General features: G+C 37.7%; 24 protein-coding genes and 1 pseudogene. 11 read left to right on the top strand and 14 right to left on the bottom strand.

Going from position 1 to position 19,636, the window contains the following annotated elements:
* Nucleotides 1-28: 28 nt before the first annotated feature.
* The 6 genes from L6E24_RS13280 to L6E24_RS13255 all read right to left on the bottom strand — a co-directional run bounded on the left by L6E24_RS13280 (nucleotide 29) and on the right by L6E24_RS13255 (nucleotide 2,126).
* Nucleotides 29-547: an ATP-binding protein gene (locus tag L6E24_RS13280; RefSeq protein WP_257742436.1), complete on the bottom strand. Its 519-nt coding sequence runs from the start codon at nucleotides 545-547 to the stop codon at nucleotides 29-31.
* The gene (locus L6E24_RS13275) at nucleotides 525-758 is read right to left on the bottom strand and encodes a hypothetical protein (RefSeq protein WP_257742435.1); all 234 of its coding nucleotides are present in this window, start codon (nucleotides 756-758) and stop codon (nucleotides 525-527) included. The genes L6E24_RS13280 and L6E24_RS13275 overlap by 23 nt, the downstream gene beginning before the upstream one ends.
* Nucleotides 755-1,420 carry an AlbA family DNA-binding domain-containing protein gene (locus L6E24_RS13270; protein WP_257742434.1) on the bottom strand — a complete coding sequence of 222 codons (666 nt, stop codon included), beginning with the start codon at nucleotides 1,418-1,420 and terminating at the stop codon, nucleotides 755-757. Before L6E24_RS13270 ends, L6E24_RS13275 begins: the two co-directional genes overlap by 4 nt.
* Before the next feature lie 79 nt (nucleotides 1,421-1,499).
* Nucleotides 1,500-1,661 (bottom strand): hypothetical protein, encoded by a 162-nt coding sequence (locus L6E24_RS13265; protein ID WP_257742433.1) that lies wholly within the window; start codon nucleotides 1,659-1,661, stop codon nucleotides 1,500-1,502.
* A gap of 62 nt (nucleotides 1,662-1,723) precedes the next feature.
* A complete protein-coding gene (locus tag L6E24_RS13260; protein WP_257742432.1) occupies nucleotides 1,724-1,879 on the bottom strand; it encodes a hypothetical protein in 156 nt (51 codons plus the stop codon).
* A gap of 61 nt (nucleotides 1,880-1,940) precedes the next feature.
* Nucleotides 1,941-2,126 carry a hypothetical protein gene (locus L6E24_RS13255; RefSeq protein WP_257742431.1) on the bottom strand — a complete coding sequence of 62 codons (186 nt, stop codon included), beginning with the start codon at nucleotides 2,124-2,126 and terminating at the stop codon, nucleotides 1,941-1,943.
* A gap of 355 nt (nucleotides 2,127-2,481) precedes the next feature.
* Here L6E24_RS13255 and L6E24_RS13250 point away from each other — a divergent pair, with 355 nt between their 5' ends.
* Both L6E24_RS13250 and L6E24_RS13245 read left to right on the top strand, forming a co-directional pair.
* Nucleotides 2,482-2,724 carry an LbetaH domain-containing protein gene (locus L6E24_RS13250; protein WP_257742430.1) on the top strand — a complete coding sequence of 81 codons (243 nt, stop codon included), beginning with the start codon at nucleotides 2,482-2,484 and terminating at the stop codon, nucleotides 2,722-2,724.
* A gap of 80 nt (nucleotides 2,725-2,804) precedes the next feature.
* On the top strand, nucleotides 2,805-2,933 hold the full coding sequence (locus tag L6E24_RS13245; protein ID WP_308219128.1) for an LbetaH domain-containing protein: 129 nt from the start codon (nucleotides 2,805-2,807) through the stop codon (nucleotides 2,931-2,933).
* Between the two features lie 79 nt (nucleotides 2,934-3,012).
* Here L6E24_RS13245 and L6E24_RS13240 read toward each other — a convergent pair whose 3' ends face one another.
* From L6E24_RS13240 to L6E24_RS13230, 3 genes are all read right to left on the bottom strand, one after another.
* The gene (locus L6E24_RS13240; RefSeq protein WP_257742429.1) at nucleotides 3,013-3,363 is read right to left on the bottom strand and encodes a type II toxin-antitoxin system PemK/MazF family toxin; all 351 of its coding nucleotides are present in this window, start codon (nucleotides 3,361-3,363) and stop codon (nucleotides 3,013-3,015) included.
* A 2-nt stretch (nucleotides 3,364-3,365) separates the two neighbouring features.
* A complete protein-coding gene (locus L6E24_RS13235; RefSeq protein WP_257742428.1) occupies nucleotides 3,366-3,728 on the bottom strand; it encodes a hypothetical protein in 363 nt (120 codons plus the stop codon).
* Between the two features lie 433 nt (nucleotides 3,729-4,161).
* Nucleotides 4,162-5,454 carry an IS701 family transposase gene (locus tag L6E24_RS13230; RefSeq protein ID WP_257744035.1) on the bottom strand — a complete coding sequence of 431 codons (1,293 nt, stop codon included), beginning with the start codon at nucleotides 5,452-5,454 and terminating at the stop codon, nucleotides 4,162-4,164.
* 320 nt (nucleotides 5,455-5,774) lie between these two features.
* Here L6E24_RS13230 and L6E24_RS14715 point away from each other — a divergent pair.
* A pseudogene (locus L6E24_RS14715) lies at nucleotides 5,775-6,344 on the top strand (acyltransferase).
* Between the two features lie 13 nt (nucleotides 6,345-6,357).
* Here the strand turns inward: L6E24_RS14715 and L6E24_RS13215 are convergent.
* The 5 genes from L6E24_RS13215 to L6E24_RS13195 all read right to left on the bottom strand — a co-directional run bounded on the left by L6E24_RS13215 (nucleotide 6,358) and on the right by L6E24_RS13195 (nucleotide 9,541).
* Entirely contained in the window at nucleotides 6,358-7,854 is a 1,497-nt protein-coding gene (locus tag L6E24_RS13215) for a cysteine peptidase family C39 domain-containing protein (RefSeq protein ID WP_257742426.1), read from the bottom strand.
* Nucleotides 7,855-7,857: 3 nt separating this feature from the next.
* Nucleotides 7,858-8,088: a hypothetical protein gene (locus tag L6E24_RS13210; RefSeq protein ID WP_257742425.1), complete on the bottom strand. Its 231-nt coding sequence runs from the start codon at nucleotides 8,086-8,088 to the stop codon at nucleotides 7,858-7,860.
* Nucleotides 8,089-8,100: 12 nt separating this feature from the next.
* Nucleotides 8,101-8,238, bottom strand: a complete 138-nt coding sequence (locus L6E24_RS13205) for a hypothetical protein (RefSeq protein ID WP_257742424.1) — start codon at nucleotides 8,236-8,238, stop codon at nucleotides 8,101-8,103.
* Between the two features lie 170 nt (nucleotides 8,239-8,408).
* On the bottom strand, nucleotides 8,409-8,912 hold the full coding sequence (locus L6E24_RS13200; RefSeq protein ID WP_257742423.1) for a hypothetical protein: 504 nt from the start codon (nucleotides 8,910-8,912) through the stop codon (nucleotides 8,409-8,411).
* A gap of 260 nt (nucleotides 8,913-9,172) precedes the next feature.
* Complete coding sequence (locus L6E24_RS13195) at nucleotides 9,173-9,541, bottom strand: acylphosphatase (RefSeq protein ID WP_257742422.1); 369 nt, start codon at nucleotides 9,539-9,541, stop codon at nucleotides 9,173-9,175.
* Nucleotides 9,542-10,008: 467 nt separating this feature from the next.
* Here L6E24_RS13195 and gmd point away from each other — a divergent pair, with 467 nt between their 5' ends.
* From gmd to L6E24_RS13155, 8 genes are all read left to right on the top strand, one after another.
* Nucleotides 10,009-11,055 (top strand): GDP-mannose 4,6-dehydratase, encoded by a 1,047-nt coding sequence (gene gmd, locus L6E24_RS13190; RefSeq protein ID WP_257742421.1) that lies wholly within the window; start codon nucleotides 10,009-10,011, stop codon nucleotides 11,053-11,055.
* Complete coding sequence (locus L6E24_RS13185) at nucleotides 11,037-12,173, top strand: glycosyltransferase family protein (protein WP_257742420.1); 1,137 nt, start codon at nucleotides 11,037-11,039, stop codon at nucleotides 12,171-12,173. Before gmd ends, L6E24_RS13185 begins: the two co-directional genes overlap by 19 nt.
* 96 nt (nucleotides 12,174-12,269) lie before the next feature.
* Entirely contained in the window at nucleotides 12,270-13,205 is a 936-nt protein-coding gene (locus tag L6E24_RS13180) for a GDP-L-fucose synthase family protein (protein ID WP_257742419.1), read from the top strand.
* 15 nt (nucleotides 13,206-13,220) lie between these two features.
* Nucleotides 13,221-14,183 (top strand): SDR family oxidoreductase, encoded by a 963-nt coding sequence (locus tag L6E24_RS13175; RefSeq protein ID WP_257742418.1) that lies wholly within the window; start codon nucleotides 13,221-13,223, stop codon nucleotides 14,181-14,183.
* A 113-nt stretch (nucleotides 14,184-14,296) separates the two neighbouring features.
* On the top strand, nucleotides 14,297-15,580 hold the full coding sequence (locus tag L6E24_RS13170; protein ID WP_257744037.1) for a nucleotide sugar dehydrogenase: 1,284 nt from the start codon (nucleotides 14,297-14,299) through the stop codon (nucleotides 15,578-15,580).
* Between the two features lie 82 nt (nucleotides 15,581-15,662).
* Nucleotides 15,663-16,043, top strand: coding sequence for a sugar phosphate nucleotidyltransferase (locus L6E24_RS14825; RefSeq protein ID WP_308219126.1), 381 nt, complete (start codon nucleotides 15,663-15,665; stop codon nucleotides 16,041-16,043).
* Nucleotides 16,044-16,264: 221 nt separating this feature from the next.
* The gene (locus L6E24_RS13160; protein ID WP_308219160.1) at nucleotides 16,265-18,046 is read left to right on the top strand and encodes an ABC transporter ATP-binding protein; all 1,782 of its coding nucleotides are present in this window, start codon (nucleotides 16,265-16,267) and stop codon (nucleotides 18,044-18,046) included.
* 185 nt (nucleotides 18,047-18,231) lie between these two features.
* Entirely contained in the window at nucleotides 18,232-19,632 is a 1,401-nt protein-coding gene (locus tag L6E24_RS13155; RefSeq protein ID WP_257742417.1) for a hypothetical protein, read from the top strand.
* Nucleotides 19,633-19,636 lie beyond the last annotated feature (4 nt).

Here is a 19,636-nt window from a genome sequence, read left to right as displayed (position 1 = left end):
CGCCAATATGTCACAGCAGAATTACAGATTATACGCCATGTCCGTGTTTGTCCGCGTTTGTCCGCAATGTCCGCAAAGAGTCATGAAGAGAATACTCAACCTGTTTTCCTTTTTTAATAGCTGTTACAATACCTAACCGGACAAGTTCAGACAGATCACGGCGTGCTGTCCGGCTGGTACATTCATACAGATCACTGTAATCTTTAGAATTTATTGCAGCGTGATCCATTAGGTACTGTATTGATTTGTTTTGCCTTTCATTTAAAAATTCAGGGTTTTTTAGCAGATTAAGCGCAGGAGATTTATCAAATGTGACTACAAAATCGTCACCGGCCTCCTTAAATTCCGGTTCAGGTGAACCTTCCGTTCTGCAGGCATTCAGCATATTTAAAGTACCTGAACCCCACTGTTCAATGTACCCTGAAAGGAACAGCAGCCATGCAATTTTTTTGTTACGGGGGCGTGAAGCATGCTCCATTTTAAGGATGGCGATTGTTATCCCGTCCGGGAGGAGGCCGGGATTTTCAGATCTGAAGTCTTGAGTCAAATATTCTGACCTGAACATTTCCGGACACCTGATAATCGCGATGGCAGATGGCATTGATGACAGCCTCACGCAGTGCTATAAGGGGGTATTCCCAGTGTTCTTCTCTCTGCATTTTACCAGGGATTATCTGTGCAGATTTGTTAATGGTTTTAATGATGAACTGATTGGTATCTTCTATTATCTGGTCAAGCCGGCCCTGTAAGACACTCATACTGATGTATGTGCCGGAGATTTCCTCACCTTTGAAACGGGCACAACGTGACTCTCGGACTGAATGATGAAGCGTTGTGGTTCTTTTCCAAAGAAGAGCACTGCTGCATTGGTCGGTATGCCATTATTGATTATTCCGAGTTTATCAAGCGAAATTTCCAATGGTAATTCCGGATTGATGTTACAGCGCCTCTCTTCATTGGCCTTTTTTAGAAATGTTCTGACTGCATCCTGGTCGATGTCATTAACTGTAGCACCGTGGCATGCCTGTTCATCCCAGGGGAGAGAATAGCTGTTTAAAATTATCCGTTTTAGTTCGTCCGGTGGAATGACTTTATTTTCAGTTCCGGAACGGACATATGCAATACCATCAAGGAAATATGGTTTGTTGTTTCCCTCCGGAACTGTGACAACGATGATGGATTTTTCATCTTCTTTAATGACACGGATGTCCGGGGTAATTTCCGGTTTTATCCTTGAGGATATCTGCTGGGAGAGTTTACGCAGTGTATGATCTGTTGGTTCAACTCCGGTTATTGTTCCGTCATTGGCCCTTCCGAAAGATATTATCCCTCCGTGATAATTCAGAAAGCCGCAGACTGCTTTAAGAGCAGGTTTCTGTCTTGGAGAGGGATTTTTTGAATTCGACCATTTCAGATTCATGAACTCTCATATTTTTAATTCTCCTTAATCAGTCTGTCATATATGAAATAGCGATATAATGTTTGTCCTGTTTATGAATTTAGTCAGCTATTGTATTGGCACGCTTCTTTTCAGCTAACTTTGCTGCACGGCGGATCATATCTTTTCCATCTTTTGAATATTCCGGATTTTCCATATATCTATGGAATCTTTGTGCATCCTCTCCTTTTAGGATTAGTCCCAGTTCAATTGGTTTAGTCATCGCTGCTCACTTTGGTCTGTTGTTTGCCTGCTGTAATACTTTGTGGATGCTTCATCTCACAGTTATTCTTCCCAACCTTCCAGATCAACGTATTTATAATCCTCTGATACCTCAGCAATGTCTTCGAGAAAAAGCTTATCCTGCATAGACATCTTCATGTTTTCAATTTTAAGTTTATAGGTGTCAGGACTATTTATCTCAGGTTTGTTACTGTTCATATTATTTCCCGGTTATGGCTCTTTATATCTGGGTTTAAGCAGATACTTATTTATGTCCGTTTTATCCCTGCCATGATAATATCCGTTCTTTCATCTCTTCATCTGAGATTACTTTTCCGGACCTGGAATCATCAAGACCTCTTTCAATTATTCGTTCAAATATTAATTCACGTAATATCTCATCATATGATGAATCATCAGGCTGTGAATGAATAATTTCTGTCATTTTATCTTTTACTGATGACATATGATAAACCTGCGGACAGGAATATATCTCACCAATATGAATAAATGTATCTTTTCAGACGACTGAGGCAGCAAACGGTGTGTTGTAACAGGTAATGTGTTGGCCGTACGGTGCACTGACACAGGCCTTAAGGAGATGCCTGAGGGAATGCTGTAGAGTTTTAAAAGACGATTCAGGTTGAAAAATGGCATGTAAAAACAGAGATGAACAGTCAGCTTTAAGCATCACTGAAAGATCAGACTGTGCCTGATTTTATCATCATTTCCTGATTTGCAATATTGAAGATACTAGGACTTCCGGCAGGGAGATATTATATGGGTTACAATAGGTGATCTGTATGCCTTAAGGCTCTAAAATGTCACCGATAATGTCACCCACAATGGAGTTACAATTAGTAACGACATATCATCCGGACGTTTTAGTGATGATTCAGGAGAAGACAACAATCGGGGCCAGTGTCTCTGTCGGCAGTTCAGTAATTATTGAAGGCAACTGCCAAATTGGCAGTAATGTCTCACTTCAAAGCCTTGTGTACATCCCGACTGATGTAGTAATTGAGGACAACGTCTTCATCGGCCCGAATGCTGTACTTATTTAATGGCTCGTACCCTCCGCACGGTGCCATCCACGGCAGTATCAAAGGTCCGGTGATAAAAAAAGGCGCCTCAATTGGTGCCAATGCAAACGTTTCTTCCCGGAGTTGTGGCCGGTGAGGGTGCACTTGTCGCTGCCGGAGCGGTTGTGACAAAGGATGTGCCGGACGGGGTTTTGGCTGTCGGTGCACCGGCATGGATCTTAAGGATATAGAGAAGAGAGCGAGTGGGAGGGAATCCCTGTCATTAAAAGTCAGCCAGTTCATTGTAATAACCTAAATTTTCAGGGAAAATTATTTTAAAAATCCCAGTTGGAATGATAGTGCATTGAGAATTTCATCTTTAAGCTTAAAATCTCCAATATTGCCCAGTTTGCGAATAATACGTCGTTTATCGATGGCTCTAATCTGATGACAAAGAATGAGTGAGTCTTTTTTTAGACCCCCTGTTCCTTTTGAGATAAATACTTCATTTGGGTAAACTTTTCTTCCGGGTTTTAACGATGTAACCGGCAGGATGGTTATTACAGGCAGAATTCTGTTAATCTCCTCATCACTTATGACCAGAGCAGGCCTTGTTTTTCCCTGTTCTGAGCCAATAACCGGATCAAGATATACGAGATATACAGACCATCTATATCCCATCTCTACTCTTCCCAACCTTCCTGATCAACGTATTTATAATCCTCTGATACCTCAGCAATGTCTTCGAGAAAGAGTTTATCATTCATAGCCTCCCTCATTCTCTTTATTTTTTGCTTATAAGTTTCAGAACTACTATTGCTAACAGCATTTTTACCACTGTTCTTTGAATCCTGATCTTTAATGGCCTGCTTCGAATTCAGTTGTTCAGGGATGAGGATGGTGTTGTCTGATTCATTAAAAAGCTCAGATTCGTCTTTAAGGAGCATAATTACTTCTATGTGTTCATTTTTAGGGATATAATCAGGTACCTTTATTGTTATCTCATGATTATCCGATATTTTTACAATACGTCTTATTGCTTCCATAGTCTACCCCTGCCGGATAACAATATCTATCTTATAGCACTTTAATTATCTCTCTTAGGCAGATCTAGAATTGTGTTCTCTGAGGTTGTCTGGATATTGTAAATTATCAGGTTCACTAAGTGTTCCTGTTCTTTGTTCTGATGTGATTGTTTGTTAACCGCTCAGATATTCTGATCAAAAACAGCGATATGCAATCAGTAAATATAACTTGTGTTGGTAAAACTGCAAAAGTGCGCATACTTTTTTAGTGAAAATCGCCACATTTGCGATATTAGGAACTCAAGTTTCGGTCACAAATTCAGTTTTGGGCAACCACACCATTATTTTACAAAAATTATATTCAATTGACTGAAATATAATTGACCAATATTAATCTAAGTTCTAAACCTCACGGTAAGCAAAGGCTCAACTCTGATGATGCGTTGACTAAAATTTAGCCCTTTGTTCGGAACTCCAGAATATTAGTTGACCAGTGATTCTCTTTTTCATAGCGTTTCCGAATAAACTTCATAATTCTTCGATCTCTCATTTTTGCACGTATCAAATTGGTTCTATTTATCAAATCAGCAAGTTCCTGTGTTGTAAAAACTTTTAGTGGTTTATGCAATCTTACTATTGCCACAATCTGATTTAGTGAGAGTATCTTCGATTTTTTCCGGAAATATTCCTTCAAATGCAACAAAAACAAATGAGCAGTTACACAAAGAGCAATGTGATGATTTAAGGATGTCCAACTTCTCCCTCTGAAGCTATCCAAGTCACACAGACCTTTTACATCTTCAAAATTTCTTTCAATCCAGTAGCGCTTTGCCTGTGCCTTCACAAGATATTCCAAGTCAAATTCCAGACTATTTGAAACTGCAAATCTCAGGAAATCTTCTTTCAGATCGCGAATCATAATGAGTTTTACTGGTTTTTCAACGGGCAGATCATTATGCCGACGCCATACAATTAGTTCCGCACATTCGACATTTTTTATACCTCTGTCAGTCAATCTTATATCGACAGTTTTCCAGTTTTTTTGGATTTCTGACAACCATTTAACTTTAGTTTGTGAAGTGTTCTTCACTTTAAGTTTTGAAGGAAATCTCCCTACATTTCCTTTTCTTTTTGGTAATTCCAGCTCTGGTTTGGTAATATAAACCTGCGTATCACTTGCTATGTCGCAAATAAATGTCAAACCACGTTCTTCAAGACCACCAAGGAATTTTGAATCATTTCCGTACAATGCATCTGCCTGAACGTAAGTGAAGGGTATCTTATCAGAAATTGCCCGGTCAACGATATCTAATGCTAAGTCTGGTTTTGTCCTATGTTCGAGCAGTTCAAGTGGAGTTCCAGAATTAAGACTTCTTTCTGTATTGTTTACCCAACTCTCTGTGAAGAAAACCTGAAAATCAATAATGGCCGAGTTTTGGCCAACACAGTAGGAACCAAAGACCTCAACCTGTGCATTGCAGGTTCGTCCAACTGTTCCAAGGTACTGCTTTGAGGTAGCTACTGCATGTTTCCCGTATTTCTGTTGGCCGGATTCATCAATTATCAAAGAACCACCAGGTCCAAGAAGTTTAACAGCATTAATGCGATTTAGTCTCATAACCCTTTCAGCTGACCATGGAGATTTTGAGATAAAATGACTCAGATCACGTGCAGTTCCACATTCCAGAAGATTTTCAGACATTTTACTCATGTTGGAACCACGTGGTAAAATGATTAGCCCATTCATGTAAATTGGGGCATGGTGAAATACACTCCGATTACCATTTAAAAACTCTTTTTCATATCCATTTTTCTTCAGAAAATTAATGATATCAACATCACAATGTTGGATATCTCGTGCGGAAATAGGATTTCCCCTTGTTGAAAAGTCAACATACAAAATAGTTATGTTATATAAATATATTGATCAAACTGTTTGACTTCGCTTAATTTTACTAACTCAAGTATAAATAAACTGCGAATATTTTATAGTAATCCGGCTGATTATTTCATGGTTCGGCGATAAAATGAAAAACAGTAAATCCTGATACATATGGTATAAACAAAATGGGTGATGGTGGACACATCTTTAAGGATGTGACTTTGGGTTTTCCCTCAAGGGAGAATCTGGAGAATCTCAGAAAATCCGGCAAAGAGGATTTCACCGGAGTTACAATTGGCAACAATTTTGTGTTAAGGCCGGGGACAATCATCTACAGTGATGTTACAATAGGTGACAATTTTTAATCCGGACATTCGGTGATGATTAGGGAGAAGACAACTATCGGAGACAATGTCTCTGTCGGCAGTTCTGTAATCATTGAGGGCAACTGCATTATCGGGAACAATGTCTCACTTCAGAGTCTTGTCTATATCCCCACTAACGTGGTAATTGAGGATAACGTCTTCATCGGCCCAAATGCAGTACTTACTAATGACCCGTACCCTCCACGCGGCGGCATCAAAGGTCCGGTGATAAAAAAAGGCGCCTCAATCGGCGCCAATGCAACTATTCTTCCCGGAGTTGTTATAGGTGAGGGTGCTCTTGTTGCCGCCGGAGCGGTTGTGACAAAGAATGTGCCGGCAGGAATGCTGGCTGTCGGTGCACCGGCACGGTTTAAGGAGATGCTTGGGTAACATAGATCGGAAATTAAAAAACATTGGAATTTTGCCCTTTACTTTCATTTACGTTTGAACGAAATATGAGTAATGAATCATAAATTGGTTTCTTATATTCTTCCATTTTTCTTTTCCCTTCTTCGTACCACAGCATAAATTTTGGCAGTGAAATCAATATAGGGCCTGCGTTTTTATTAGAAATACCAGCATCAAAAATAATAATTCCTATGGATTTATCAGATTTTTTTAATTCAGGATTGCTAACCTCAAAAACCCAGACATATTTTGGCAGATCTGCCTTAGAGAATATTTTTGTAACTTTATCACAATATTTATCCCGGTCAGTAAACCAGAATTTAACCCTCTGTGATCTCATCAAATAAGGCCTATGAATAACCTTTCCAGTCGACACTATTTCTTTAATTTTGTCATCAAATTTTGAGATAGTTTCTATAGCACGAGTAAATGAAAATTTGGCAAAATTGTAATGATATGTATCTTCAGGGAGTAAAACAACTGCTTCTAAGAGACATTCATCTATGGTTGTACGTGGAATTGTCATAAATGGGGATGCATTTACATCATGTACTATAAAGTTGTCTATTTCTCCGTTATCTGTTAATGTATATCCTATTGCAACGATCACATGATATATTTCATTATAATTATCTTTTTCAGCTTTTTCACCGGGATAATTATCAATCTTCAATAGATCTTTATAATTAAAAACAAGATAAACTGGTATTTCAGATTCAATGTAGGAATATAACACATGTGAATCCATTACATTATTGTTTTTATTTTCACGCCAGATATTATCATAAAGATGTCTAAGACAACATTCTTTTATACATTCATCACTACTAAGTTTCTGTTCTATTTCATCATACAAAATACTCTTAGATACGCCATAGTAATAATAATGCGAATATCCAAGTTTCTCAATAAGCCAATTAAAATCACGTGCTTCTATGGGTTTATTACCGCTCTTTTTTGGAAGACTATCAATTATTTCATAAAGAGATAGGTGCTGCTTACCCAGTTCATTGGACAATGTGGATAAAATAATCCACATGCTCGCAGGAGCACACATAGATAATTTTGAATCCGGAACTGTATAGGGGACTGTCCTGATTAATGGATAATTAAAGTCATCAGATTTATACATTTTTTGACATGTTACAAAGAAATTCTTTTTCTGTGGAATTGGAAGAAAAGCATCACTAATTGTTGGTGAAATCGGTCGAAAATCAATATGACCATTATGTCTATGATGGCATTTTTGATCATTGTTTAAATCCGAAATTTCCACGTACCATCTTGTAGCTGCCAAATCAATTTTGTCTGAAAAGCCGGATTCAGGTTCAACTAACTTTTGTCTGAATAAATTTTTTTCAGCTTCCCACTCTTTACAGTTAACTGAATGTATAATTAGAGATCTTATTAATTTGCCACCATATGATGTATCTGAGATTCTCTTTAAAGTAGTTTCAGCATCTATTACAAAGGATTTGTCATATCTGTCCATAATTCAATCAGTTGGAAGTGAATAACGAATTGCATTAGTCTGCCATTCCACCATACTTTCAAATATATTCCAACAGTCCTGACTTAATTCATCAAACAATTGCTCCTTATTTAAATCCCGTTTATCGTAGATATTAAATTCAGGTTCCAGCATAACTTCAATCCATGCGCATTTGGCAGGAGAGTTACTTTTACGTTCAGAATTCAATTTATCAGGAGAAGATATCACTGCCATAATTCACGAATCCTAAATTTTAATTTTGCTTCCGTCTGCGAGACCTTTCCTGATCTCCTTATCTTTATCTTTGGATTCTTTCTTCCCTCGAATAGCTTTTGCATATGAAGCTTTGATCGGCAGAAGTGTTGCCCTTCCACGGTGAGCCATAAGTAACCTAATAGGACACAATATTATTTATGCGTTTATATTGTGCGCTGGCATTTTGTAATATACAGAATACTGCTGGATAATGCTGTGGTTTTAAAATTGAGAATTATCCGGAATATCTTAATTTCAGAGGTAGCAATTGGAATGAATACATTCTGTTATTATGAATCTTAAAACAGAGGGGATGCTCCATGTTTAAGAATAGAAAATATGAATATCGCAATTAATTCTACAACCAGAATTGCAACAAGAAAAACATATCCCCAATTAAATTTTTCAAGAGAACTATCAACGTCCTTGAGGAAGAGCCACCCTTTGATTATAACCAAAGTTGATATCACAAATACAGGATAAGTAATAAAAAGACCTGAATTTTCCAGAAATCCATTATTATATGAGTAAAACAAACCCAAGGGAATTATAACTACTGAAGTAATTCCCAAAAATAAACCAGTACAAATCCACCCCAATAATCTCTTATGGACTTTATGATGACGAGTAATTCTTAATGTGTATTCTGAACCATCTCCCTCAAATAAGAAATATGCGCGCCCCCCACATCTATGGCTGACAAAATTTGTCTTTTCACAAAGAGCTTTAAAATCAGATTTTCCGAGCAGATCACGTTTCTGATCAACTGCATCTAAATAATCATCGAAATCAAAATGCTCCACAGCTTCAATTATAACATAGGTGTTGACCTCTTTAACCAGATCAAAATTAAACAGAACGTACTTTGAATTTTCGTACTTTGAATGGGCATTATTATCTGAGGACGGAGAATAATTTTCAATTGTAATAGTCCGCCTATAATCCGGTTTTATTTCTCTGCCTTCAGCAAGGTATATATTTATAAGATGTTCTGAATGATCATTTTTTCCGGCTTCCTCTGCCCCTGAAAATTCCAGATATTCTCCATTAGAATCAGTTATCTTCAGAAATGGCTTATATTCACCAAGATCATATTAATTACGCTGATGCAATCAGAACTTTCATTAATGAATGTAATGTCATTTGTTACAACATATGATGAAAGTGTTTCAAACCTGAACCGGTAAAGAACCTTTTCTATTTTTGTATTGACATATTCTGAATCTACAGCAGAAGAATTACATGTTATCTTTGTCTGAGAAAAAAATGTCCGGAGTTCTTCTTCCTTCCCTTCGGCAATAATTTCAACCCTGGCATCTCCAAGATTTTTTACATACCCTGTAATGTCTCTGTCAAAAGCCTCTTTTAAAATATACTCACGGAATTCAGCATTCTGAACATTGCAACTGACAATGATTTGAATCCGCTTCATAATTATTTAAATAAGAATTGACATTATTAATATTTTGTTATTTCATTGACACTATTTCCTGATTTGCAATATTGAAGATACTGGATCTTTCGACAAGGAGGAATTTAATGAAGTTACAATAGGTAACTGACATATACTAAGGTCTTGGACAATAATCTATAGTGACGTTACAAAAAGTGACAATTTCTCATCCGGACATTTGGGCGATAACCAGGAATAGGGTGATTACAATGATTGTAAATGAAGTCTTCATAATGTCAAATGCTGTACTTATCAGTTCTTCTTACCTTAATTAGTGGCCCGTATCCTCCACACGGCAGCATCAAAGGTCCGGTGATGAAAAAAGGTGCCTTCACTGGTTTCAATTTAGCAGCATAGTTAGTTGCTTTTCAGTGCATAATTTGTGCTCCGGAAAACCTGAATACAAACATATTATTTGCAATGCAGATCAAACCTCTATAAGTTTTATGGGAAAAAAAGCATTAATCACGGGGATAACCGGACAGGATGGATCTTATCTTGCCGAACTGCTTCTCAGTAAAGGTTATGAAGTGCATGGAATTGTCAGAAGAGCTTCATCTTTTAACACCGGAAGGATTGATCATATCTATTCTGATCCGCATGACCCGCAGGCAAAGATGTTTCTGCACTACGGGGATCTTGCAGACTGTGAACAGATATCCAATATAATCTACAATGAAAAACCTGATGAAGTCTATCATCTCGGCGCCCAGAGCCATGTGAGGGTCAGTTTTGATACTCCGGAATATACCGGAAATGTAACCGGTCTTGGTTCAACGAGGATCTTAGAGTCAATCAGGAAGAACAATAACGTAATTAAGTTTTACCAGGCGTCAAGCAGTGAGATGTTTGGTGCGGCAAATCCTCCACAGGATGAAAATACAGAATTTATTCCAAGAAGTCCGTATGCCTGTGCAAAACTTTACGCATACTGGATGGTCAGGAATTACCGTGAAGGCTACAACCTCTTTGCCTCAAATGGTATTTTATTCAACCATGAATCACCAAGACGTGGAGAGACATTTGTTACAAGAAAAGTTACACGTGGTATAGCATCTATCATTGCCGGAAAGCAGAAGTACCTCTATATGGGTAATCTTGATGCAAGAAGGGACTGGGGTTTTGCACCGGAATATGTAGAGGGAATGTGGAGAATTCTTCAGCACGATAAATCTGATGACTTTGTTATTGCAACCGGTGAGACGCATTCAGTAAAGGAGTTTCTGGAGAAAGCTTTCTCATATGTTGGAAAGGATATGGAAGATTACGTAAAGATTGATCCAAAGTATTTCCGCCCTACAGAGGTTGAGGTTTTAATTGGCAACTCTGAAAAATCACAGAGGGAACTTGGATGGAAACCTCAGATAACATTCTCAGACCTGGTAAAAATCATGGTTGATGCCGATATGAGGGAGGCCGGACTTGAGGTTGTCGGTGAGGGTGACGAGATAATTCAGAAGAAATTCCCTGACAAATGGTGGAAAGGCGACTGAAGATCTGCTATTATGTCAGTGACTATGGCATGGGGCATGCCACACGCTGTGTTGCAGTAATCAGGGGTATAACTGAGTATTTTAAGGATGCTGAATTCATCATTAAAACCAGTAAATCTCCCGAATTCTTTTTTAATTCACTTGATGGATATAATATCAGGGTTGTCAGTCAGAATAATGACGTAGGTGTTATTCTGGAACCGGGGACGCTTGAGGTTGATAAAACCGGGACATACAGTCTTTTTAAAGACTGGATGAGATCATGGCCGGAATTTATCTCCACAGAAACGGCATTTTTAACGGATGAGGGTGTGGACCTGGTGATCTCGGACATTGTTCCGCAGGCATTTACTGCTTCGGCCAAAGCAGAGATACCTTCTGTTGCAGTCTCCAACTTTACCTGGCATATTGTCTTTTCAGGTCTTTTTGGAGATGATGATCCTGATGTCATCCGTATAAAGGATGCTTATGCATGTGCAGATTCTGCGCTTGTACTTCCATTTAATGAACCGATGGATGTATTTGAGAATAAAAAAGAGATTTCCTTAATTACCCGGAAGGTTACTGAAGATTTAAAGTTTAAGGCCGGGATTTCAGATGAATTTGTGATTTTTTTAAACCTGTTAAACATTGAGGATAATATCCCTGAGTTACTGTTTGATATTCCGGGAGTAAAAATTCTGCTCCCGTTTAACTCCGGGCTGAATATCTCAAATTCAGTTAAAATCCCAAAGTCGGAGACAGAATCGCAGAACTGGATTGCAATGTGCGACCTTGTTGTAACAAAAACCGGTTACAGCACAATTTCTGAAGCTGTATCAAACGGAGTTTATACACTGGTCCTTAGAAGAGACGGCTTTGCAGAGGATGAATGGGTTATCAATGAGGTTTCAAAGAACGGTTTTGGAGAGGAGATTTCCATTGAGGATTTGTATGCCGGAGACTGGATTTTGGACTTTAAATCAGGAAGTAGGTTAAGACGTAAATCAAAAAGTAGATTAACAGTTCAGAATAAAGATTATAATTACGTAAACGATGGGACGATTCAGGTTGTTGATGAGATCAGGAAACTGATGAGATTGGATCATAATGGGATTAGATCGTTAATGAAAATTTAAACTGAAAATCCCTGATCCGGGATCAGTGAAAACCTGAATACGATATTATATATCTGGTAATTATCAGAATTATTAAAACATACATAAGGGCATAATATGACATATTTTACTGGCAAAAAAATTCTTTTAACCGGGGGAAACGGCTTTCTTGGAAAGAATGTTGTAAAGGAACTGGTATCCAAAGGAGCAAATCCGGACGACATTATTATTCCGCGAAGCAGTGAATGCGACCTCAAAGTCTGGGAGAACTGCGTAAAGGCTGTTGAAGGTATTGACATTGTAATTCACCTTGCAGCAAATGTTGGCGGTATTGGCTACAACCAGAACAATCCCGGTGTTTTATTCTATGACAACGCAATAATGGGCATTCAGCTCATGGAAGCTGCCCGGCAGGCCGGAGTTGAGAAGTTTGTTGCAGTCGGTACAATATGTGCTTACCCCAAGTTCACCCCGGTCCCGTTCAGGGAGGACGACATCTGGAATGGTTATCCGGAAGAGACAAATGCACCCTATGGCCTTGCAAAGAAGATGATGCTTGTCCAGGCACAGGCATACAGGCAGCAGTATGATTTCAATGCAATATACCTTCTCCCGGTAAACCTCTACGGCCCCGGTGACAACTTCAATCCCGAAAGCTCACACGTCATTCCGGCCCTCATCAAGAAGTTCACTGACGCAATAAGGAACGATTCTGATTCAGTTGAAGTCTGGGGCACAGGAAGTGCATCCCGTGAGTTCTTATATGTTGATGATGCTGCACGTGGAATTGTCCTTGCAGCAGAAAAATACAACAAACCTGACCCGGTTAACTTAGGTTCCGGCATGGAAATTACCATCCGCGACCTCGTAACAAAAACTTCTGACATTTCAGAATTCAACGGTGAAATCGTCTGGGACACCACAAAGCCTGACGGCCAGCCAAAGAGATGCCTTGATGTCAGCCGTGCAAAGGACGAATTTGGCTTTGTTGCTCAGACAACTTTTGATGCCGGCCTGAAGAAAACCATTGAGTGGTATCAATCCAATTACTGATTACGCTGAATAATTATGAAATATATTGTCACCGGCGGAATGGGTTTTATCGGTTCAAATCTTTCGGAATACCTGGCGAAAGATCATGATGTCACAATAATTGATGACGGGGCAACGGGGAGATATATCAATATCAAAGACCTTGTTGAGAATAAAACCGGCGATTCAGGAACTGCTGAAGATCTGGGAAATTCAGTAAATTTTGTAAAAGGAAGCATAACAGATCTGGATCTCCTAAAAAAAGAGTTTGAAGATGCAGACGGAATCTTCCACCAGGGAGCCATACCTTCAGTTCCAAGATCAGTTGCAGATCCGGCAAGGACCAGCAATGTCAATATTGAAGGTACATTAAATGTTCTTATTGCTGCCCGTGACTGCGGTGTCAGAAAAGTAGTATTTGCATCTTCATCCTCGGTTTACGGAAATACGCCAACACTGCCAAAGGTAGAGACTATGTGCCCTTCCCCCCTCTCACCATATGCTCTTCAGAAACTTGCAGGTGAGACTTACTGCAGAATCTTTACAGACCTCTACGGTCTTGACACTGTTGCACTCCGTTACTTCAATGTCTTCGGCCCAAAGCAGGACCCTAATTCACAGTATGCAGCAGTAATTCCAAACTTTATTAAGAAAGTTCTGAATAAGGAAGCGCCCATCATCTACGGAGACGGTGAACAGACCCGTGACTTTACGTATGTCAAAAATGTAATCCAGGCAAATGTCAAGGCAATGGAGTCTGATGCAACCGGATTTTACAATATTGCATGTGGTGAAAGAATATCACTCAATAACCTTGCCAAAAACATAATGGAAATATTAAATTTCGATACAGAGCCAATATATGAAGAGCCAAGAGTCGGGGATGTAAGGGATTCACTTGCAGACATTTCCAAAGCAAATAAAGCATTCAACTACAAACCAGAATACAGTCTTAATGATGGGCTTAGGGAGACAATAGAATGGTACCAGAACCAGTAACGTCAAAACCAACAGATAAAGATCCAAAATCAGCATCAACTGAAAAATCATCAATACAAAATGTGACAAAAAAGTCTGATTCAAAGGTAGAAAGTTCAAAATCAACTGAAGATATGACAGTCTGCGTGGTAGGTCTTGGATATGTGGGCCTTCCACTTGCAGAAGCTTTTACCGGAAAGATCAGGACAATCGGCTATGAAATTGTTGAAGCAAAAGCAAAGGAGATAGCTGATTCAACCAAAACATCACTTATTGTTACATCAGATTCCGCAATGATAAAGGAAGCTGATATGATTGCAATATGTGTTCCAACTCCGGTTCTAAAATCCAAAGAGCCTGATCTATCATATGTTAAATCCGCAGCCACCACCGTTGGCCAGAACCTAAAACACGGTGCTATTGTTGTGCTTGAGTCTACAGTGTATCCGGGTGCAACAGAAGAAATAGTAATTCCAACTCTTGAAAAAGAATCCGGTATGATATGCGGAGTGGATTTCAAAGTAGGTTATTCTCCTGAAAGAATCAACCCCGGTGATGACGAACACACTCTGGATAAAATAACAAAAATTATCTCCGGAATGGATGAAGAGACAACAGAAACTCTTGCAGATATATATGGCTTAATTACAACGGTTTACAAAGCTCAAAACATCAAAACCGCCGAGGCTGCAAAGGTCATAGAAAATATCCAGCGTGATCTAAACATTGCCCTGATGAATGAACTTTCTTTAATTTTCAGCAGGATGGATATTGACACAAAAGCAGTCATTGATGCGGCATCAACCAAGTGGAACTTCCACCAGTACAGACCAGGTCTTGTTGGCGGACACTGCATCCCGGTTGATCCTTATTATCTTGTTTACAAAGCCAAGGCACTTGGATACCATCCTCAGGTAATACTGGCAGGTCGTGCAATCAACGACTACATGCCAAAGCACGTGGCAGAAATGGCCATAAAGGGTATGATTGAAGCCGGAAAAGTCATAAAAGGTGCCAAAGTTCTTATCATGGGCCTTACATACAAAGAAAATGTCGCTGACACCAGAGAGAGTCCTGTTGAATACATGATTCAGGAACTTAAGGAATGGGGTGTTGATGTTTATGGCTATGATCCCTTACTAAAAAATTCAGAGATTGAACATTTTGGTGCTGTTCCGGTTGATGGTTCCTTATTTAATACCTCAAACGAAACTGATATCAGCACAAAGAAGAATGATATAATTAACAATTTCAAAGCGGACTGCATAATTCTTACTGTTATTCATGAGGAGTTCAATAATCTTAAAGTAGAAGATTATAATGAGCTAATGAATTCAGAATCATCATTTATAGATGTACGTGGTCTTTTTAAGAGTAACTGTCAGGAAATGAATAACGTCAGATATAATAGAGTCTAATTTTTGTAAATTTTAAGGGATTGGGGAGTAATTATGAAAATTAAATTTACTTTGGAAATTGTCATATTCGGGAGGGTGAATATTGAGTGAAGTTAAAAAGGCAGTAATACCTGTTGCAGGTCTTGGAACAAGATTTCTGCCGGCAACAAAGGCTATGCCAAAAGAGATGCTCCCTCTTATTGACAGACCGATTATTCACTATGTTGTTGAAGAGGCAATTAACTCCGGAATTGAGGACTTAATCTTAATCACCGGCAGGAGCAAACGTCCGATTGAGGACTATTTTGATGATTCTCCCGAACTTAAGATGCACCATCAAATATTGGTACAACCAAACATTACGCATTTACACAAGACATTTATAACTACATCAAAAGAACAAATATGGTGGAAAGAGAAACAACTTACAGATAAAACCCATCTGCTCAATTATTTAAAAGAGGTTAATAAAAATAAAAGATGAAAACACTAATTCAGGATGTAGAGGATTTATCAGGAGCCACCTTATAGACAGAATCCTAGAGAACAAACATTTAAATTATATCAATTAAATTAAAGGAAAAGAACAAGTATGATTTATCTAAATAATTACAAAATCTTGAAAGATTTTGGAGATGGAATTAATTATAGAATATATTTTAGGAGTGTGCAAATTTAGTGGCCGATCTTAAAAACTCATTTCAGATGCTTTTCTATTTTTTCAGGCCGCATAAAAAACTGATGGCTGTCTATCTAATTAGTCTGATGGCCTTTAGTGCATTGGATGTATTCAGAGTAGCACTCATTTATCCAATCGTTAATTATGGACTTGATGTAAACAGTAACTTGTCAATATTCGATACAATATTCCAGTTAATATTCCCTTTGGATGTTAATCCTTTTATAGCATCAGGAATTCTGCTTGCAGTGACCACACTATTTATGACAGGATTTGAGATTATTATTGCATATTTTGCTAGCCTGACATTTGCATCAGTCAGGAATACAACAGATCACTTAGTATTCAAAATATTAAAGAGTCAGCCATATGAATATTTTGCCGGACATAAACAGGGAGATTTATTATACATTGGGCAGATAGCAGTAAATCAAACTGGAAGTGCAGTAAATAATTTTATAATTTTTATTCAGAATCTATTGCTTTGTACCTTCTATCTATTATTTATATTTATCCTGTCATTTGAAATAAGTATATTTATACTTATTTTTGGAGTTATGTTTGTATTTTTCATCAAAAAAATAATTTTTACAAGGATATACAACCATGGAAGAATACTAAATGATGTTTCAAAAGTCAAATCTGTGATATACAATGAATTTATATCCGGAATTAAATCTATATTCATTACAGATTCAATAAAATTCTGGGCAAAGAAATATGATGTTGCTGTAGAAAAGTTACTTAAAAGTTACACCAAAGTTGTGTTTATCCGGAGAATTCCCGGAATTATAAATAATTTCATTTTATTCATGATAATAGCTCTGGGGGCAATAGGGCTTTATATTTTTACAGACGGGAATTTTCTGCCGTACATTGGAATATTCGGAACTTATCTCCTTGCCCTTTACAGAATGATTCCGGCATTAAACGGATGTCAGACTCAATATGGTGCCATTATGCAGCAGTTGCCGGCAATAGAATCTGTATATGATCTTCTTAAAGATTATGAGGATTCAGAATTAAGTTCCGAGAAGGTTGCAGATAAAAAGCGGGAAAAGAAGAGATTCATATTTAATCAGGCAATTACATTCAGAGATGTAAATTTCAGGTATAAAGAAGGCCTGAACAATACAATCCAAAACTTATCCTTTGAAATAAAGAAAAACTCAAAAGTTGCAATTGTCGGAAACTCCGGAGCCGGGAAGACAACTATTGCAAATCTCCTTGCATTACTCTATAAGCCAACTTCAGGAGGTGTACTTGTTGACGGAGTAAATATCTATGATTTCAGCAAATCAGATTACTTAAGAACACTTGGTTATCTCGGACAGGAGACATTTGTTTATCATGATACCATTAAAGAAAATATCAGGTTTGGTCTTGAATGCTCAGATGAAGATATAACTGAAGCAGCAAAACTTGCTGATGCCCATGAATTCATTATGGCAACACCTGATGGTTATGAGACCATTATCGGCGATCAGGGTATGAAGCTTTCCGGCGGACAGAGACAGAGGGTTGCAATCGCAAGAATTATGTTAAGGAAACCCGAAATACTTCTGCTGGATGAGGCTACAAGTGCACTTGACAATGTATCCGAGCAGAGAGTAATGGAATCTGTTGACCGCCTTTCAAAAGATATGACAGTAATTATTATTGCACACCGCTTATCAACAGTGCAGAATGCTGATGTGATTCATGTCCTTAAGAAAGGAAAGATATCAGAAAGCGGAACACATAAAGAATTACTCGAGGCAAAGGGAGAATACTACAACCTCTACACAAAGCAAAAGCAACATAATTAATAGTTAATATGACCAAATTATCAATAATAGGATTATTGCCCCCGGCTCTTGACGATACGGCGGGCAGATACGATCTATGGATGAGTAGAGGAAAGATCTTGGAGAGCGGGATTTGAATGAGATGACGATATGCATTAATATAATTAAGGAGATTTGATTGATTTCTATTGATTCTGAGGCAAAAAATGAGTACACATAACAATGTAAAAAAAATTAACCCTAAGGATTTACTCGTTCCTGAAAGGTTGGATATTATTGTTAAATATCTATATATACAGGCTTTAGAAAGTAGACAAGATAATGACTTTTTTAACAAATTATATATCAACCACATCTTAAAAAGAACCGGTGGCAAACAATACATCTATCAATACATTGATGGAAAACCTTATCAATCCCATTCCAAGGAAGGGATTGACAGATATCTCGATGATTTTCTGTTGATGATTGAATCATTTAAGAAAAGTGGTTTCCAAAAAGAGTATTTTATACCTGTTTCATCCCAAAATGGTATCATTCTGGATGGAGCTCATCGTGCAAGTTGCTGCATATATTTTAATATTGAGCCAATTGTTCTCTATGAACCCCGTCTAGGTCGCAAGTGGGATTATAAATGGTTTCTGGAAAATGATTTTGAACAAGAGGAGATTAACATCATTGTAGAAACATTCTGCAAAATTAAAAAAGAAAATGTTTTTGCCTGTATACTGTGGGCACCACTAAAAGAATATTGGGACGATATACAGGAAATAATTACGAAAAGCTATAAGATTATTTACGTAAAAGATTTTAAGATTAATAATTCTAACTTTGATGAACTTGTATACGATATTTATTCTCAGGAGTTTGGAGTTGATATACCCAAAAAGATAACTAATAAAATTAATCTTTTAAAAGAATATAACACGGATTTAAGATTAATTTTTTTCTATATTGACGAACCCGAATACATACAAATGAATCAGCGGGACATGTGTCTTCAGGTAATTAAACAAAAAGAAAAAATTAGAGATAATTGGAATTCGATAATCGAGAAGGAAAAATTCATAACTTTACATACTTCAGATAACAGCGAACATACACAACACATCACCAGTATTTTTTTATCACAGAACAATCTTGCACATCTTAATCTAAGAAAAGCAACACATTACCGCAAGGAATTATTTAATTGGTTGTGTGAATATGAAAATGTTTTAAAACATTACGGAATTTCCAAAAACGATTGTTGCATTGTGGGTAGTGGACCACTTGAAATAGTTGGTATAAGAGAAGCAACAGATATTGATTTTATTTTACATAGCACAATTCGAGAGAAACTCTTTGATGAAAAATCGAGATCTCTATCAGAGAATGTTGATATCGTTCATAAAGGCTATCATGAATATAACAATCCATCATTACCTATTTCAGATGATGAGATAATTACCAATAATAAAAATCATTTTTTATTCAGGGGTTTGAAATTTGCGAACATAAAAATAATTAGAGAGAGGAAAAACAACCATCAGAGAGATAAAGATGTGGAGGATGTTTATATGATTGATGAGTTTTTCAGGAAAAATAAAATAGATAGAGGTGTTTAATCAA

The organism is Methanoplanus endosymbiosus (assembly GCF_024662215.1).
In the GTDB taxonomy this organism is placed as follows: domain Archaea; phylum Halobacteriota; class Methanomicrobia; order Methanomicrobiales; family Methanomicrobiaceae; genus Methanoplanus; species Methanoplanus endosymbiosus.
Note: the sequence above shows the minus strand (reverse complement) of the source record. Positions and strands in the feature narration are given on the sequence as shown.

Bases quoted from the DNA above. Each gene is read 5' to 3' on its own strand.
- L6E24_RS13210 (WP_257742425.1), bottom strand. From the start codon at position 8,088: ATGGCAGTGATATCTTCTCCTGATAAATTGAATTCTGAACGTAAAAGT.
- L6E24_RS13260 (WP_257742432.1), bottom strand. From the start codon at position 1,879: ATGAACAGTAACAAACCTGAGATAAATAGTCCTGACACCTATAAACTT.
- L6E24_RS13240 (WP_257742429.1), bottom strand. From the start codon at position 3,363: ATGGGATATAGATGGTCTGTATATCTCGTATATCTTGATCCGGTTATT.
- L6E24_RS13245 (WP_308219128.1), top strand. From the start codon at position 2,805: ATGCAAACGTTTCTTCCCGGAGTTGTGGCCGGTGAGGGTGCACTTGTC.
- L6E24_RS13180 (WP_257742419.1), top strand. From the start codon at position 12,270: ATGACATATTTTACTGGCAAAAAAATTCTTTTAACCGGGGGAAACGGC.
- L6E24_RS13275 (WP_257742435.1), bottom strand. From the start codon at position 758: ATGAGTGTCTTACAGGGCCGGCTTGACCAGATAATAGAAGATACCAAT.
- gmd (WP_257742421.1), top strand. From the start codon at position 10,009: ATGGGAAAAAAAGCATTAATCACGGGGATAACCGGACAGGATGGATCT.
- L6E24_RS13250 (WP_257742430.1), top strand. From the start codon at position 2,482: ATGTCACCGATAATGTCACCCACAATGGAGTTACAATTAGTAACGACA.
- L6E24_RS13255 (WP_257742431.1), bottom strand. From the start codon at position 2,126: ATGTCATCAGTAAAAGATAAAATGACAGAAATTATTCATTCACAGCCT.
- L6E24_RS13155 (WP_257742417.1), top strand. From the start codon at position 18,232: ATGAGTACACATAACAATGTAAAAAAAATTAACCCTAAGGATTTACTC.
- L6E24_RS13265 (WP_257742433.1), bottom strand. From the start codon at position 1,661: ATGACTAAACCAATTGAACTGGGACTAATCCTAAAAGGAGAGGATGCA.
- L6E24_RS13175 (WP_257742418.1), top strand. From the start codon at position 13,221: ATGAAATATATTGTCACCGGCGGAATGGGTTTTATCGGTTCAAATCTT.
- L6E24_RS13170 (WP_257744037.1), top strand. From the start codon at position 14,297: ATGACAGTCTGCGTGGTAGGTCTTGGATATGTGGGCCTTCCACTTGCA.
- L6E24_RS13205 (WP_257742424.1), bottom strand. From the start codon at position 8,238: ATGGCTCACCGTGGAAGGGCAACACTTCTGCCGATCAAAGCTTCATAT.
- L6E24_RS13160 (WP_308219160.1), top strand. From the start codon at position 16,265: ATGCTTTTCTATTTTTTCAGGCCGCATAAAAAACTGATGGCTGTCTAT.
- L6E24_RS13270 (WP_257742434.1), bottom strand. From the start codon at position 1,420: ATGAATCTGAAATGGTCGAATTCAAAAAATCCCTCTCCAAGACAGAAA.
- L6E24_RS13215 (WP_257742426.1), bottom strand. From the start codon at position 7,854: ATGGACAGATATGACAAATCCTTTGTAATAGATGCTGAAACTACTTTA.
- L6E24_RS13230 (WP_257744035.1), bottom strand. From the start codon at position 5,454: ATGAATGGGCTAATCATTTTACCACGTGGTTCCAACATGAGTAAAATG.
- L6E24_RS13235 (WP_257742428.1), bottom strand. From the start codon at position 3,728: ATGGAAGCAATAAGACGTATTGTAAAAATATCGGATAATCATGAGATA.
- L6E24_RS13185 (WP_257742420.1), top strand. From the start codon at position 11,037: ATGGTGGAAAGGCGACTGAAGATCTGCTATTATGTCAGTGACTATGGC.
- L6E24_RS13195 (WP_257742422.1), bottom strand. From the start codon at position 9,541: ATGAAGCGGATTCAAATCATTGTCAGTTGCAATGTTCAGAATGCTGAA.